This is a genomic window from Microcoleus sp. FACHB-68 (assembly GCF_014695715.1).
Classification (GTDB): Bacteria; Cyanobacteriota; Cyanobacteriia; order Cyanobacteriales; family Oscillatoriaceae; genus FACHB-68.
Genome location: NZ_JACJOT010000006.1, coordinates 872,713 through 887,988, shown reverse-complemented (window position 1 = coordinate 887,988; position 15,276 = coordinate 872,713). Strand labels below are relative to the sequence as shown.

The following is a 15,276-nucleotide window of genomic DNA, read 5'->3' as shown; positions in this document are numbered from 1 at the left end:
CTGACGATGAGTGCTACAGTCAAAACCTTAGTTAACCAACCCTACAAATACGGGTTTGTCACCGACATTGAATCCGACACCATCCCTCGTGGGTTGAGTGAAGATGTTGTCCGCTTGATTTCTGCCAAGAAAAACGAGCCGGAATTCATGCTGGAATTCCGCTTGAAAGCTTACCGGCAGTGGCTCAAAATGACCGAGCCAACGTGGCCTCATGTTACTTATCCGCAGATTAATTATCAAGACATTATTTATTACTCTGCGCCCAAACAACAGGCCAAAAAGCTTAACAGTTTGGAAGAAGTTGATCCGACTTTGCTAGAAACATTTGAAAAATTAGGAATTCCGCTTTCAGAACAAAAGCGACTTTCTAATGTTGCCGTTGATGCGGTCTTTGATAGTGTTTCTATTGCCACAACATTTAGAGAAAAACTTGCCAAAGAAGGCGTGATTTTCTGCTCGATTTCTGAGGCAGTCAAAGACTATCCAGAATTGATCAAAAAATACCTGGGTAGCGTGGTGCCGGTGGGCGATAATTTCTTCGCAGCACTCAACTCAGCGGTGTTTAGCGATGGCTCCTTTGTATATATTCCCAAAGGCGTCAAATGCCCGATGGATCTGTCTACCTACTTCCGGATTAACAACGGCGATTCGGGTCAGTTTGAGCGAACCTTAATTGTTGCGGAAGAAGGCAGTTCTGTCACTTATTTGGAAGGCTGCACCGCCCCCATGTTTGACACCAACCAATTACACGCTGCCGTCGTGGAATTGGTGACGATGGATAACGCGGAAATTAAATATTCCACGGTGCAAAACTGGTATGCCGGCGATGAAAATGGCAAAGGCGGAATTTACAACTTTGTCACCAAACGGGGTTTGTGCCAAGGCGTCAATTCCAAGATTTCTTGGACACAAGTGGAAACCGGCTCTGCAATTACTTGGAAATATCCCAGTTGTGTATTAGTTGGTGATAATTCTGTTGGGGAATTTTACTCAGTTGCCCTAACCAATCACAAACAGCAAGCCGACACCGGCACCAAAATGGTGCATATCGGCAAAAACACCCGCAGCACGATTATTTCCAAAGGAATTTCTGCCGGCAACTCCAAAAATAGCTATCGTGGCTTAGTGAAAATGGGGCCAAAAGCAACCGGCGCACGGAATTATTCCCAGTGCGACTCTATGCTAATTGGCGATAATGCCCAAGCCAATACCTTCCCCTACATTCAAGTCCAAAACAACACCGCCAAAGTAGAACACGAAGCATCTACCTCCAAAATTGGAGAAGATCAGCTGTTCTTCTTCGCACAACGAGGCATTTCTTCCGAAGATGCCATTTCCATGATGATCAGCGGTTTCTGCAAACAAGTCTTTAATGAACTGCCAATGGAATTTGCGGTAGAAGCGGATAGACTGTTGAGCTTAAAACTTGAAGGAACCGTTGGTTAAAAAACTACAGATAAACACAGATGGACACAGATATTATCTCCTATCATCTGTGTTTATCTGTGGACGCAGGTGGAACTCCTATGACGAGTGCAGCACATTCAAGTTTCACCTGCGGAATCTGCGGTTAAAATAAATTCCCCGATTGCCGGCGTAGAGGACGCAAAAAAACAGACAGATGATTATCGAGAATAGTGAAGTTGTGCTATCAGTTCGGGATTTAAAAGCTGAAGTAGATGGCATCGAAATATTAAAAGGTTTGAACTTAGAAATGAAGGCAGGAGAAATCCATGCCATCATGGGGCCAAACGGCTCAGGAAAAAGTACCTTTTCTAAAGTATTAGCCGGCCATCCTGACTACACCGTAACAGGCGGCGAAGTCATCTTTCTCGGACAAAATTTGCTAGAATTAGAACCCGAAGATCGGGCGAGAGCCGGTGTTTTCTTAGCGTTCCAATACCCTCTGGAAATTCCTGGTGTCAGCAATCTTGACTTTTTGCGTGTGGCTTATAACTCTCACCAAAAACAGAAGGGTTTAGAAGAATTAGACGTATTTGATTTTGATGACTTAATCAAAGAAAAACTGGAAGTTGTCAAAATGAATCCAGCTTTCTTAAGTCGCAGCGTCAATGAAGGTTTTTCTGGCGGCGAAAAGAAGCGAAATGAAATTTTGCAAATGGCACTGCTAGAACCGAAATTAGCCATTTTGGATGAGACAGATTCAGGGCTAGATATTGATGCGCTGAAGATCGTATCCAATGGCGTAAACACCATTGCTAATGCTCAAAATACAATGCTGGTGATTACGCACTATCAGCGGTTGCTGACTTACATTGTGCCCGATTTTGTCCATGTAATGGAAGCTGGAAAAATTGTTACCACCGGCACCAAAGAATTAGCTTTGGAATTAGAAAGTCGCGGCTATGACTGGGTGACAGAAGACGAGGAAGCTGAGGTGGGGGCGCGATGAGCAATCAAGTTGCGGTTAAGCCAGAAGTGACCTATTTAGATCAGTTGCTGCATGAGGCGCGTGGGGGCGTTTCGCGGATTGTTCCCCCGGAGTTCGCACTAGACGCTCAAACGGCAGCTTGGTTGCAGCAGGTGCGGGATCATGCAGCGACGTGGGTGCGCGAATTGGCAATTCCTACAAAACGGGATGAGGAATGGCGGTTTACGGATCTTTCCAAACTGTTAGAAGTGAATTTTGCCGGCGCGTTGCCTGAACCCCCGGAACCGGCAGATGTGCCGATTGAGTTGCTGATGTTGCCGGAAGCCTCTGACAGTCGGCTCGTTTTTGTCAACGGTGTTTTTGCACCCAAGCTGTCTTCTCTTACCGGCTTGCCAGAAGGCGTGTTTGTGGGAAATTTAGGCCAATTGCCGGCAAATGAACGCCAACGCCTCGGTGAGTATCTGGCGAAGCAACCGGGTGCACAGGAAGTGTTCACTGCGCTGAATACTGCCGGTTTGACGGATGCGGCAGTGGTGTGGGTAGCAAAAAATCAAGCCGTCGAGGTGCCGGTTCACCTGCTGTTTGTCTCGGTTACGGGTGAGGTGCCGGTGTTTGTGCAGCCGCGCTGTCTGGTAGTTGCTGAGGCGGGAAGTGCGCTGACGCTGGTTGAGCATTACGCAACTGCGGCGCAGGGATGTCCCGATGTCTCAACTGCTCACCCTTATTTTACGAATGCGGTAACGGAAATTTGGGCACAGGAAAATGCCTCGGTTGTCCATCTTCGCATTCAACGAGACGGGGGTGATGCGTTTCACATTGGCAAAACAGCGGTTTCACAAGCCCGAAACAGTCGCTATGCCTGTCATGCGGTAAGTTTGGGTGGAAAGCTGTCACGGCACAATTTAGAGGTTTTCCAAACCGGCGAGGCGACGGATACCGCACTCTATGGTTTAACCATGCTTGCCGGTGAACAGTTGGGAGACACTCACAGTACAATCGCACTCAACCACCCCCACGGCACGACGAATCAACTGCATAAATGTATTGTGGATGATCGCGCTCATGCAGTGTTTAACGGGAAAGTGTTTGTTCCCAAGCCGGCGCAGTTGACAAATGCAGCACAGTTGAATCGTAATTTGCTGCTATCTCCGAAGGCGCGTGTGGATACAAAACCGCAGCTAGAAATTACGGCTGATAATGTCAAGTGTTCCCACGGTGCAACGGTTAGCCAGTTAGAGGCTGATGAAGTGTTTTATCTGCAAAGTCGCGGCTTGGATAGAGAAGCCAGTTGCAATTTGCTGATGGATGCGTTTGCCGGCGAAATTATTCAGCAGTTGCCGGTGGTTTCTTTGCGAAAAATGCTTTCTCAGTGTGTCGCTTGTAGATCCTAACTACAATCAAGCCGGGGATTTAAATCCTCGGCTCATCGCAAAAGTCCGTTAAAATGGACTGCTAAAAATGAGCTTATACATTCATATTGAAGACTGCTTCACTCACCCTTTCAGTGTCGAATTTATCTGAGTTGAGTATTAGCCAGAAATTTAAATATCTGGCGGGTGAGTGGGTTAAATACCAATCCTTCTTGGCTTAATCTTCTAGCCTTTAACAGGTCAAATTCAAAACCTCAGAAGTATTGGATTACAGACAAGATACGATTTCAAACTTCATTCTTTATCCAGCAATCCCATGACTCTCACTCAAGAAAAAACGCTCGCTAGTAGGGTTCGCCCGGACTTCACAATTTTGCTGCAAGAAGTCAACGGACATCGTTTAGTTTATTTGGATAATGCCGCAACGTCTCAAAAGCCTTTGCAGGTGATTGAAACCTTAAAAATGTACTACGATCAGTACAATTCTAACGTTCATAGAGGCGTTCATACCCTCAGCGCCAGGGCAACAGACGCCTATGAAGCGGCGCGGGAAAAAGTCGCTAAATTTGTGAATGCGGCATCGCATCAAGAGATTATTTACACTCGCAATGCCAGCGAGGCGATTAATTTGGTTGCCTACGCTTGGGGTTTGAGTACGTTGCAGCGAGGAGATGAAATTATTCTCTCGGTAATGGAACACCACAGCAATTTAGTTCCCTGGCAAATAGTCGCTCAGAAAACCGGCGCGGTGCTGAAGTTTGTTGAGCTAACTGAAACCCAAGAGTTTGACATGGAGCAGTTTAAAACACTGATTTCAGATAAAACGAAATTGGTGTCTGTGGTTCATGTTTCTAATACTTTAGGCTGCATCAATCCGGTGCGCGAAATTGCAGAAATTGCCCACAAGTACGGCGCAAAAGTGTTAGTTGACGCTTGCCAAAGTGCGCCTCACATGGCGATTGATGTTCAGGCGCTTGACTGTGATTGGTTAGTGGCTTCCGGGCATAAAATGTGCGCTCCCACCGGCATTGGTTTTCTGTATGGGAAATTAGAGGTTTTACGCTCAATGCCCCCGTTTTTGGGCGGTGGTGAAATGATTGCCGATGTATTTCTAGATCACTCGACTTATGCAGACGTGCCGGCAAAATTTGAAGCGGGAACGCCGGCAATTGCGGAGGCGATTGCATTAGGTGCGGCAGTCGATTACCTCATGAGTGTGGGAATGCACAATATTGAGGCTTATGAGCATGAATTGACAGGTTATTTGTTCGAGCAATTGCGACAAATTCCTGAACTCACCCTTTATGGTCCCCAGCCGAAAGCAGATGGCAGTGGCAGGGCGGCGCTGGCTGCTTTTACTGCCGGTGATGTTCACCCCCACGATCTCTCTACAATTTTAGATCAAGCGGGGGTTGCCATTCGTGCCGGTCATCATTGCACGCAACCTTTACACCGCTATTTAAAGGCTCAATCGACCGCACGGGCAAGTTTGTATTTCTACAATACCCGTGAGGAAATTGATATTTTCGTCGGTTCTTTAAAAGAAGCGATTGAATTTTTCGGCGGGATTTTTGCTTGAATGACTAGGGTGGGCCATTTCCACCCTATCAAGCAAATAAAAATGAGTATTTCAGAGAATTTAGGAATTTCCGCTCATTAGTTAAAAAGCGAGGAAACACAATGAATGGTTGGCTGATATTTTTTGGAATTTACTTGTTAATTTTTTCGGCTGCTGTAGTTAAAAATGCAGGAAACACGATGAATGGTTGGCTGATATCTCTTATATACCTTGGAAGTTACTTGTTGATTTCTTTAGCTGCAAAGAAGGCTGCAAATGTATTAGAGGAAAGTAAAAATACTAGAAGCAATTCTAGAGATACTTTTCGAGATAGTGATTTGAATAATAGTTATTGGAGTATAAGTGATAGTTTCGGTGGAGGGAGTTGGGGTGATAGCGATGGCGGTGGCGGGGGTGATAGTGGTGGAGATAGTGGGTGTGATAGCGGTAGTGATGGTGGGTGTGATAGCGGGGGTGATTGACAATTTCTCTGGCCGGCTGAGCAACGCTTAACTTATTTACTTTAAAATTTATCGACTCTTGTATCGTCGCATGGAGATAATTTTGAGATGATTACGACCTCAACTCCAGCAGAACAGCGAACCATCCTTAAAAATATTAGCTGGCCAACTTTTGAAGCCATACTGAGGGATACAGGTGAAGATCGGGGTTGGCGATTTGCCTATGATGGTGAGATTCTTGAAATTATGACTCCCCTTTACGAGCATGAAAATCCTAAAATTCAGTTAGATCGTCTTATTGTTATTTTGGCAGAAGAACTGGGGATTGAAATTAAAAGTGCCGGCTCGATGACGCTGAAGCGAGAGGATTTAAAAAAAGGCATAGAACCGGACAATTGTTATTATATTCAAAATGAGTCGGCAGTGAGAGGCCGGCAAACACTTGATTTAAAAACTGATCTGCCTCCTGATTTAGCCGTTGAAATTGATATTACTAGCAGTTCTGTTAATAAGTTCGGGATTTATTCAGCACTCGGCATTCCTGAACTTTGGAAATATAACGGGCGAGTTTTAAAGTTTTATCAGCTTCTAGAGGAAAATTATGTTGAGCGTGAGTTCAGCCTTGCATTTCCGCTAGTATCTGTAACAGAAATCGCTGGATTTGTAGAGCAAAGTAAAACTGCCGGCGAAATCGCTTTGTTACAATCATTCCGCGCTTGGGTTAAGACTAAAGTGTAAACGAATGCTAAGCGATGGCTGCTGTAATTTTGTTTACGAGCAGGATTCGAGCAACGTTAGTAATACCAAAGCGGAATTGCCCCTAAAATAAAGCCACTTCCGTAAATAGCAGCGCGGCAGGTTATGTAAGTAAAAATTGCATCGCTTGTTGATGCCGGCATCACCTGTTTGATGTTGCGCCGGTTCCTCCAACATCGCTCAACCCAAAAATATTCTCAATAAACGACATCTATTGATTTAAAGTTAAACTTTTCTCAGTTCCTTGGAGTGCTTCCTTAAGTTTGATGAATAAGATATCACTAAATACAATTGACGTTCAAAATATAGGGCATAGATCACTACCATAGAGCCGGCTTTGCATGGCCAAGAGTTCGCCACAGTTGTTATCGAAACCATTCCAACACTAAAACGACTCCAGCATGACGCTAATTACAACCGAGTCTCAAATTGCAGCAAAAAGCCCCGGAAAAATCCCCCTGCGCCTCGTTTTAGTCGTTCCCTTCGTCCTGCAAATTTTTGCCGCTGTGGGACTGACTGGGTGGTTTTCGCTACGAAATGGAACAATTGCTGTCAACAATGTCACCAGCCAATTGCGAATGGAGGTTCTTGGTCGCATCAAGCAGCAACTTCACACTTACTTAGAAACGCCTCATTTGGTTAATGCCATCAGTGTTGATGCCATTCGTCGCTTCGATCTATGGAATCCAAATAACATGATTCCGATGAGAAGTTACTTTTTCTGGCAACTGCAGCAATTTCCCACCGTAAACTACATTAGTTTCGGAGGAGAACGTAAAGAATATGCGGGTGCCGATTATAAGGATGATGGCACAGTTGTTATTGAAATAACAGATAAATCTACAAATTTTATTAATACAATAATCAAGGCAGATAAGCAGGGCAATCCAACAGAGTTTAAAGAAGTACACATAGGCTATGATCCCCGCATTCGCCCTTGGTATAAGACCGCAAAAGCTGCCGGCAAATCTCAATGGAATAAAATTTATCAATATTATATTCAACCCAGTCTGGGAATCTCCGCTAGCCAGCCATTTTACGACAAAAATGGCACGTTCCGGGGAGTCGTCAGTACCGATTTATTTTTGTCAGAAATTGGTGACTTCCTGCAAAGTTTAAAAATAGGAAAATCAGGAAAAACCTTTATCATAGAAAGGTCGGGGCTGCTAGTGGCTTCTTCCACCTCCGAGAACCCATTTCTCAAAAGCAAGGATGGCAAGGAAACACTGATATTAAAAGCGATTGAAAGCAGTGTCCCCTTAAAAGTCGAGAGTGTTCTTGGTGCCGGCAGCATTTTTTATTTCGACTTAGATTTGCCTGTAGCGTCTCAATATATTGAGTCAGATTCAATGAATTTTTCAGATAAAATAAGCGGCTTTAGAGGAGAAACATATAAAATTTTGCTCGTAGATGATCGGCGTGAGAATCGAAATGTCCTTAGAAATATGCTAGAGCCTCTTGGTTTTAAAATTATGGAAGCGTGTAATGGACAAGAGGGGCTAGATCAGGCTGCTTATTTTAAACCAGATTTAATAATTACAGACTTAGTGATGCCAGTAATGGGCTTAAAATTTTGCAGAAAAAGAAATAATAAAGTTTGTAAAAACATATTTTGTGGATGATTAATATGGACAGTAACAACGAATCCACCATTTTGATTGTTGACGATAACTCTACTAACCTTAAAGTTCTGTTCAGCTTTTTAAGAGAGTCAGGATTCAAAGTTCTAGTGGCTAAAGATGGGGAAAGCGCTCTTGAAAAGCTAAAAGAAGTTTCGCCAGATATCATATTGTTGGATGTGATGATGCCGGGGATAGATGGTTTTGAAACCTGCTACCGCTTAAAAGCATCGGTGGCAACAAAAGATATCCCTGTAATTTTTATGACAGCGTTAACTGAGCGGGTGGATAAGGTTAAAGGACTATCGCTGGGAGCGGTGGATTATATTACCAAACCCTTTCAGCAAGAGGAAGTCCTTGCTCGTGTGCAGTTACACCTGGGACTACGAAATTTGACGAAGATGTTAGAAAAACAAAATGTGCTTCTTAAGCAGGAAATTGAAGCGCGAAAAGAGGCGGAAGCGGCGTTGCAGACGCTCACTGCTGAGTTAGAAGAACGGGTGGCTTCTCAAACGGCTGAACTCACACAAGCTTTGCACGCTCTCCAGCAAACTCAAACTCAGTTATTGCAGAGAGAAGAACAATTAGGGCATGATGCTTTTCATGATGGGCTAACCGAGTTGCCTAACCGAGCTTGGTTTATGAACCGGCTGCAACAGGCGATCAATAAAGCATATACACATCAAGATTATTTATATGCAGTGCTATTTATTGACTTGGATCGCTTCAAAGTGGTTAATGATAGCCTCGGACACTTGGTAGGCGATGAATTACTAAAAAGTGTTGCCGCAAAACTGCAAGCTTCTCTACGCCAAACAGATGCAGTTGCGCGTTTTGGAGGCGATGAATTTGTTATTTTGCTGGAAAATATTAAAGATTTGGAAGAACCGATTAGGGTGGCTGAACGCATTCAAAAGCAATTAAGACTGCCGTTGAATTTGAACGATTATGAAGTGTTTACCGAGATCAGCATTGGTATCATCCACAGCACAATGGGTTACGATCGCCCAGAAGACGTACTCAGGGATGCGGATATCGCAATGTATTATGCTAAAGCTCAAGGCAGAGGGCGTTACGAAGTTTTTGATCCAGCCATGCAAACGATTGCGATGGCACGCTTGCAGATGGAAAATGACTTGAGAAGGGCAATTGCGCTCCAAGAATTTTGCCTTTATTACCAGCCAATTGTTGCCCTTTCTACGGGGAAACTGAGCGGCTTTGAAGCTTTGGTGCGCTGGCATCAAGCATCGGGCGTTACCTACCCGCCTTCCGAGTTTATTCCTGTGGCTGAAGAAACTGGATTAATTAACGATCTGGGGTGGTGGGTTTTGCAGGAAGCTTGTCGCCAAATCAATATTTGGCAGCAACAGTTTCCCCAAATTTTTCCCTTAACAATTAGTGTGAATCTTTCAGCCGTGCAGCTCAAGCAACCAAACTTGCTAAATCGAATCGAGGAAATTTTGCTGGAGACTGGTATTCCCAGAGACTCACTCAAGCTAGAGATTACCGAAAGTTGCATTCTAGAAACACTATCTTGGGAAGAAAGGATGTTGAAGCAGCTCAAAACTCTTGGCATTCAATTGTGTATTGATGACTTTGGCACCGGCTACTCTTCTTTAAGCCGCTTGCACGAGTTTCCAATTGATACTTTAAAGATTGATCGCTCTTTTGTCAGCCGTATCGGACCAGATAATAGTGGCGTAGAAATTGTTCAGACAATTGTGACGCTAGCTCGTAGTCGAGGGATGGATATTGTGGCAGAAGGTATCGAAACACCGGCACAGCTAGAGAAACTACGCGAGTTGGGGTGCGAGTTGGGGCAAGGATATTTATTTTCTAAGCCGGTAGATACGGAAAAGGCAACCGAACTTATTGGGTTAATGATCGGGACTCAGAACCCAGATTCAAACTAAAAACATTTTTTTGAGTTATAAAATTTACTGCGTTTCTATTTTTACAGAAAGGAAAAAAATGCCGGATTCTTATCTGGTTAATAAAAAATAGCGATTTTCATCAAAAAAATTTTCAGCCTTCAGTAAAATTAAAAACCGGCACTCAATTAAATAAAAAGATTAATTGAATCAAGATAACCCCGCAGGGGAGCCGATTCATAAACCGGCATCTCCTGAAAAGGCACCATTAATGCCGCTTTGTTTGGTAAACTTGCACAGGCCGGTCAATTCCTTTAAACCGAAATTCTCCCATTACTTCAAAACCTTGGGGTTCTTTTAGTAACTGATAGGTTGCTTCACTAATCACACATTCACCGGGGGGGCAAACTCCTTCCATCCGAGACGCTAAATTAATCGTTGCGCCTAATACTGTATAATCCACTCTTTGAGAACTGCCGACATCGCCAACAACGGCTTTTCCGCTATTAATCGCAATTCGCAATTGCAAGGGTTCGCGTAATGCTTGATTCGCATTCAAACGTTCGAGCCGAGCCAGCATTCCCTGGGCTGCTGTCACAGCTCTTTCAGCATGATCTGGCTGAACTTCTGGAGCGCCAAAAAATGCCATAATGCAATCTCCGATAAATTTATCCAAAGTGCCACCAACCGCAAAAACTTCCTGCAACATTTCCTCAAAAAACGCATTGAGAAGTTCTGCAATTTGTGCAGGACTTAACCGTTCTGAAAGCGCAGTAAAGCCAACAATATCGGCAAAAAGAATACTAATCTCACCCTCTGCCGGCATCAGACGACCGACTTCTAAGGCTCCTTCAACCATCATTTGTTGCACGACTGCCGGCGAGTGATAGCGCTCTAATCTGTGCCGAATTTTTTCTTCACTTCGCAATTTTCGTGCCAGCAGCCAGCGTTGCACACTGGAAGCGACCAGATTTGCTAACGTTGAAAAAAAGCTGAGGTCTTCTTCTCCTCCCTTCGTCCAATGACTGAACGAAAGATTAGCATCGGCATAAAGAACTCCAACAACTTTATTTTCATCCCATAAAGGCACCGCCATTGCGCTACGAATATCGTTAGCAATAATACTAAACTCATCCTCAAAGCGTTTATCCATCTGGGCATCAGCCGTTTGAATGGCAACTTTATCGGCAAACACCCTTTGACAGATACTGCGGCTAATCCAACTTCCATCGGGGGCTAGATTTTGCTGTTTAGAAGCATTTCTCGTGGCCGCATTTAGTAATTCAAGTTTTCCCAAACCGCTAACATCAATTAACAAGGCTAAGCGATCAATACTGCTAAGTTCGCGAAAAACAACTCGCTGTACTTGAGAAAAAATTGCTTCTATAGATTCAGCATAATTCAGACATTTAGCAATATCTACTAAATCTTTCAACCGAGCGATTGCTTTTTCTTTGTTAGTATTGTCGTCTCCTTGATTATCAACTTGTATCCATTGCTGTTGCAACTCTGTGACATTCCGCAAAATCGTCATTCCCTGTGTTATCGGAGCTATCGGACTTTTTTGTGCGCTCACCTGGGGGTGGATTTTTACTGTCACAACCGGCTGTGATGAAACCGGCTCATTAAAAAGTAGCGTCAGGCAAACATGGCCGATTTGCACAATGTCACCATGTTTAACCTTGACGGGAGCTATCACCAAATTGTCATTTAAGCGCGTTCCGTTTTTGCTCCCTAAATCTTCAATTTTCCACACGCCTTCCCCTGCTTTCGTAAACCGGGCGTGGCATCTAGAAATAGCGCTAGAAGGTAAATGTAAATTGCATTCTGGAGCGCGGCCCATTGTAAATTCATCTCGATCCACCGTAATGGTTTTTTCAAGATTTCCCTCAATTTGTACGCGCAGCTTAAACTCAGCCATGACTTCCAAACCTCATTGAACGCTGGCGAATAAGGCGTGCAAGAACTCCTGGGACGATCGAAGGGTAGAACCGCACCCCCCAAGGCTATGGCGTTCTGCCGGCAATTCCTGGGACTATATTAACGCTGACGAAAATCCTTTCGTAAAGGATCGGCTATGTTTAAATTTTCAGTAACGCTAAGGGTCGTGCACCCGATATACCCTTGTGTACATCATTTTATCGCTGCCACGCTGTTCGATGGAATCTATCTTTGAAGCTTACAGCCGATTGCCGGCATTTTTGCTCTTGTGACACTTCCCCCATTCAGCGATTTGTGATTTTTGATTTTAAACATAAATTTAAATTGCTAAAAGCTAATATAGGTCAAGCATTCAGGTGTGGCGACCGGGGTAAATTTCAAGCGACTTTAACGCAAAATACTCTTAAAAATTCTCTTTCTCAATTGCCAAAATCAGATTGGGGAAGCTTTTAGGCAGTTGAGTTTCCTTGTTGTTTTTTCTCTCCCCCTCTTCCTCTGTTCCCCTCTGCATTACACCGGCGGCGGCAACTCCAAGGGAATCTGTCCTAACAATCCTTTGCGAAAATCCGTCAGTAACTGACGCGCTGTTCGCTCTACATCGCCTTTATATCGCAACTTTGCCAGCGCTTGTAGATACTCATCCCCCTCTATCGAAATCGGGTCTAATTCATAACGCGACTGCAATAAATTTAATGAGACGATCCCTTCACTTGTCGCTTCAAGATACGTGAGTAAATCTACCAGCTTTGCTGCAACTAAATAATTGTCGTAAGATGCCTCCCCAATATCGTCACAAATTGCTAACTTAAAGGCATTGTCCTCATCCTCAATCCTGGCGGGGATCACCCCAGGCGCATCTAGCAACTCAATTTCCTCAGAAATTCGCACCCAGCGCAGCTGGCGGGTGACTCCCGCACGTGCTGCACTTTCCACCACGCGCCGGTTTAGTAGCCGATTAATCAGCGCTGATTTACCCACATTGGGAAACCCAATCACGACTGCACGGACAGGACGCGGTAACATCCCGCGTTCGCGTCTTCGTTCATTCATCTGTGCACCGGCATCCTGCGCTGCTTGAGAGATGGCCTTGACACCTTTGCCATGTTGTGCATCTGTGTAATAAGGCTTCTCCCCCTGCATTCGGAACCATTCTTCCCACCGTTGCCGCGCTGCCGGTGTAATCATATCCAGGCGATTGATCACCAAAACCCTCCCCTTAGCGCCCACCCATTGCGCCGTCTGGGGATGATGCGTTGCCAGAGGAATGCGGGCATCGCGCACCTCTAATACCACATCCACACGCTTTAACTGTTCCTTGAGTGCCCGTTCCGCCTTGGCAATGTGACCGGGATACCACTGAATGCTGCTCATTTGTCCTTAGTCCTCTGTCCCTTGTCACGGGTCAACTGCGATGGGTGAACTGTCATTTGCCAAGAACTCAGGACAAATGACAATTGACTAGGGAACAATCAGCACCGGGCAGGGAGATAAATTGATCACTCGGTTACTGACACTGTCAGCAGCCCCTTCCTCAGTCAGACCAATGCCACGGCAGCCCATAATAATCAGATCAGCGCCAATTTCATCAGCGACATCACAGATCATAAAAGCGGGCCGGCCTTCGCGCTCAACGGTTTGAGCTTCGATGCCTTGCTGAGAAAACATTGCTTGGGCAGTCTTGAGCAGTTCCGCAACCGTCTCTGGTGATGTCATTCGATCTGCAGGTGCAGGGGGCGATTCCTCCCCTTCCGCCGGCACTTCAAGCACCGACACGATCACCAAGCGACTGCCGTAGGTTTTCACAATATTAACAACCGTATCAGCCGCTTCGCGGGACTCTCTGGTTTGATCAATGGGAAATAAAACAGTCTTAAACATACACCCCTCTCCAGGACACACTCTCAGATAAAATGTTTACGGCGAACCACCCGGTAGATTTCGATGCATCCGTGCTAGTTATTTGGGCCTTGATTCAGGGCAGCAGAGTGAGCTATCGATCTTCGCACGGATGCGATGGAAATTCAACAAAAGTAACGCAATTGGAGGTTTTATCTGTGCCCAAGAAAACTGTAGCAAATTTATCGGAGTCAGACTTAGCGGGTAAGCGTGTATTAGTGCGGGCCGATTTTAACGTCCCCCTGGATGACGCCGGCAACATCACAGATGATACCCGTATCCGCGCTGCCTTACCGACCATCCAAGACTTAGCCGGCAAAGGTGCTAAGGTGATCCTCTGTTCCCACTTTGGTCGTCCCAAGGGCGTTGATGACAAGCTGCGCCTAACGCCGGTGGCCAATCGCCTCTCTGAATTGCTGGGCAAATCAGTTGTTAAGTGCAATGACTGCATTGGCGACGAAGTCACTCAGGCAATTTCTCAAATGCAAAATGGAGACGTGGCGCTGCTGGAAAACGTCCGCTTCTACCCAGAAGAAGAAAAAAACGACCCTGAATTTGCCAAAAAGCTGGCCTCAAATGCCGATTTGTACGTCAATGATGCATTTGGCACAGCTCACCGTGCCCACGCTTCCACGGAGGGGGTGACTCACTACCTGAGTCCTTCTGTTGCCGGCTATCTGATTGAAAAAGAGCTGCAATACCTGCAAGCGACCATTGAAAATCCCCAGCGTCCCTTAGCCGCGATCATCGGCGGTTCCAAGGTTTCCAGCAAAATCGGCGTCATTGAAACTTTGCTAGAAAAGTGCGACAAGCTGCTGATTGGCGGCGGCATGGTTTTCACCTTCTACAAAGCGCGTGGCTTGAGTGTTGGCAAATCTCTCGTTGAAGAAGACAAGCTAGAACTAGCGAAGTCTTTGGAAGCGAAAGCCAAAGAAAGAGGCGTTGAGTTTCTTTTGCCTACCGATGTCGTGGTGGCGGATAAATTCGATAAGGATGCAGATTCTCAAACCGTTAGCGTTGAAAGCATCCCCGATGGCTGGATGGGTTTGGATATTGGCCCGGACTCTATCAAAGTGTTCCAAGATGCGCTTGCAGATTGCAAGGCGGTGATTTGGAATGGGCCAATGGGCGTGTTTGAGTTCGACAAATTTGCGGTGGGTACTGAAGCGATCGCCCAGACTTTGGCGGGACTCACCCCGAAAGGCACCAGCACCATTATCGGTGGCGGCGACTCTGTAGCGGCTGTAGAAAAAGCCGGTTTGGCTGATCAAATGAGCCATATTTCCACCGGCGGCGGCGCTAGCTTAGAACTTCTCGAAGGCAAGGAATTGCCTGGGATCGCGGCGCTAGACGAAGCCTAGGGATCTGAGGATTTACGCAGTTCAACCTTAAATAGGATTGAGGGGGAGAAC

12 protein-coding genes are annotated in these 15,276 nt (G+C 45.5%); 9 read left to right on the top strand and 3 right to left on the bottom strand.

Going from position 1 to position 15,276, the window contains the following annotated elements; all coding sequences use genetic code 11:
- Nucleotides 1–6: 6 nt before the first annotated feature.
- The 8 genes from sufB (at nt 7) to H6F73_RS08070 (ending at nt 10,069) form a co-directional block, all read left to right on the top strand.
- Nucleotides 7–1,446, top strand: a complete 1,440-nt coding sequence (gene sufB / locus H6F73_RS08105) for a Fe-S cluster assembly protein SufB (RefSeq protein WP_190758239.1) — start codon at nt 7–9, stop codon at nt 1,444–1,446.
- A 175-nt stretch (nt 1,447–1,621) separates the two neighbouring features.
- Nucleotides 1,622–2,413: a Fe-S cluster assembly ATPase SufC gene (sufC, locus tag H6F73_RS08100; RefSeq protein WP_190758238.1), complete on the top strand. Its 792-nt coding sequence runs from the start codon at nt 1,622–1,624 to the stop codon at nt 2,411–2,413.
- A complete protein-coding gene (gene sufD / locus H6F73_RS08095) occupies nt 2,410–3,783 on the top strand; it encodes a Fe-S cluster assembly protein SufD (protein WP_190758237.1) in 1,374 nt (457 codons plus the stop codon). Before sufC ends, sufD begins: the two co-directional genes overlap by 4 nt.
- Before the next feature lie 295 nt (nt 3,784–4,078).
- The gene (locus H6F73_RS08090) at nt 4,079–5,341 is read left to right on the top strand and encodes a SufS family cysteine desulfurase (RefSeq protein WP_190758236.1); all 1,263 of its coding nucleotides are present in this window, start codon (nt 4,079–4,081) and stop codon (nt 5,339–5,341) included.
- 101 nt (nt 5,342–5,442) lie between these two features.
- Complete coding sequence (locus tag H6F73_RS08085; protein WP_190758235.1) at nt 5,443–5,802, top strand: hypothetical protein; 360 nt, start codon at nt 5,443–5,445, stop codon at nt 5,800–5,802.
- A gap of 87 nt (nt 5,803–5,889) precedes the next feature.
- Complete coding sequence (locus H6F73_RS08080) at nt 5,890–6,519, top strand: Uma2 family endonuclease (RefSeq protein WP_190758234.1); 630 nt, start codon at nt 5,890–5,892, stop codon at nt 6,517–6,519.
- A gap of 524 nt (nt 6,520–7,043) precedes the next feature.
- Nucleotides 7,044–8,159, top strand: coding sequence for a cache domain-containing protein (locus H6F73_RS08075; protein WP_347239495.1), 1,116 nt, complete (start codon nt 7,044–7,046; stop codon nt 8,157–8,159).
- Nucleotides 8,160–8,164: 5 nt separating this feature from the next.
- Nucleotides 8,165–10,069, top strand: a complete 1,905-nt coding sequence (locus H6F73_RS08070; protein WP_190758232.1) for an EAL domain-containing response regulator — start codon at nt 8,165–8,167, stop codon at nt 10,067–10,069.
- 226 nt (nt 10,070–10,295) lie between these two features.
- Here the strand turns inward: H6F73_RS08070 and H6F73_RS08065 are convergent, their stop codons facing one another.
- The 3 genes from H6F73_RS08065 to H6F73_RS08055 form a co-directional block, all read right to left on the bottom strand.
- On the bottom strand, nt 10,296–11,948 hold the full coding sequence (locus H6F73_RS08065; protein WP_190758231.1) for an adenylate/guanylate cyclase domain-containing protein: 1,653 nt from the start codon (nt 11,946–11,948) through the stop codon (nt 10,296–10,298).
- A gap of 530 nt (nt 11,949–12,478) precedes the next feature.
- Entirely contained in the window at nt 12,479–13,339 is an 861-nt protein-coding gene (gene ylqF / locus H6F73_RS08060; RefSeq protein ID WP_190758230.1) for a ribosome biogenesis GTPase YlqF, read from the bottom strand.
- An 87-nt stretch (nt 13,340–13,426) separates the two neighbouring features.
- Nucleotides 13,427–13,846 carry a universal stress protein gene (locus H6F73_RS08055; RefSeq protein WP_190758229.1) on the bottom strand — a complete coding sequence of 140 codons (420 nt, stop codon included), beginning with the start codon at nt 13,844–13,846 and terminating at the stop codon, nt 13,427–13,429.
- A gap of 176 nt (nt 13,847–14,022) precedes the next feature.
- On the opposite strand from H6F73_RS08055, the gene H6F73_RS08050 reads away from it, so the two are divergent.
- Nucleotides 14,023–15,225, top strand: a complete 1,203-nt coding sequence (locus tag H6F73_RS08050) for a phosphoglycerate kinase (RefSeq protein WP_190758228.1) — start codon at nt 14,023–14,025, stop codon at nt 15,223–15,225.
- Nucleotides 15,226–15,276 lie beyond the last annotated feature (51 nt).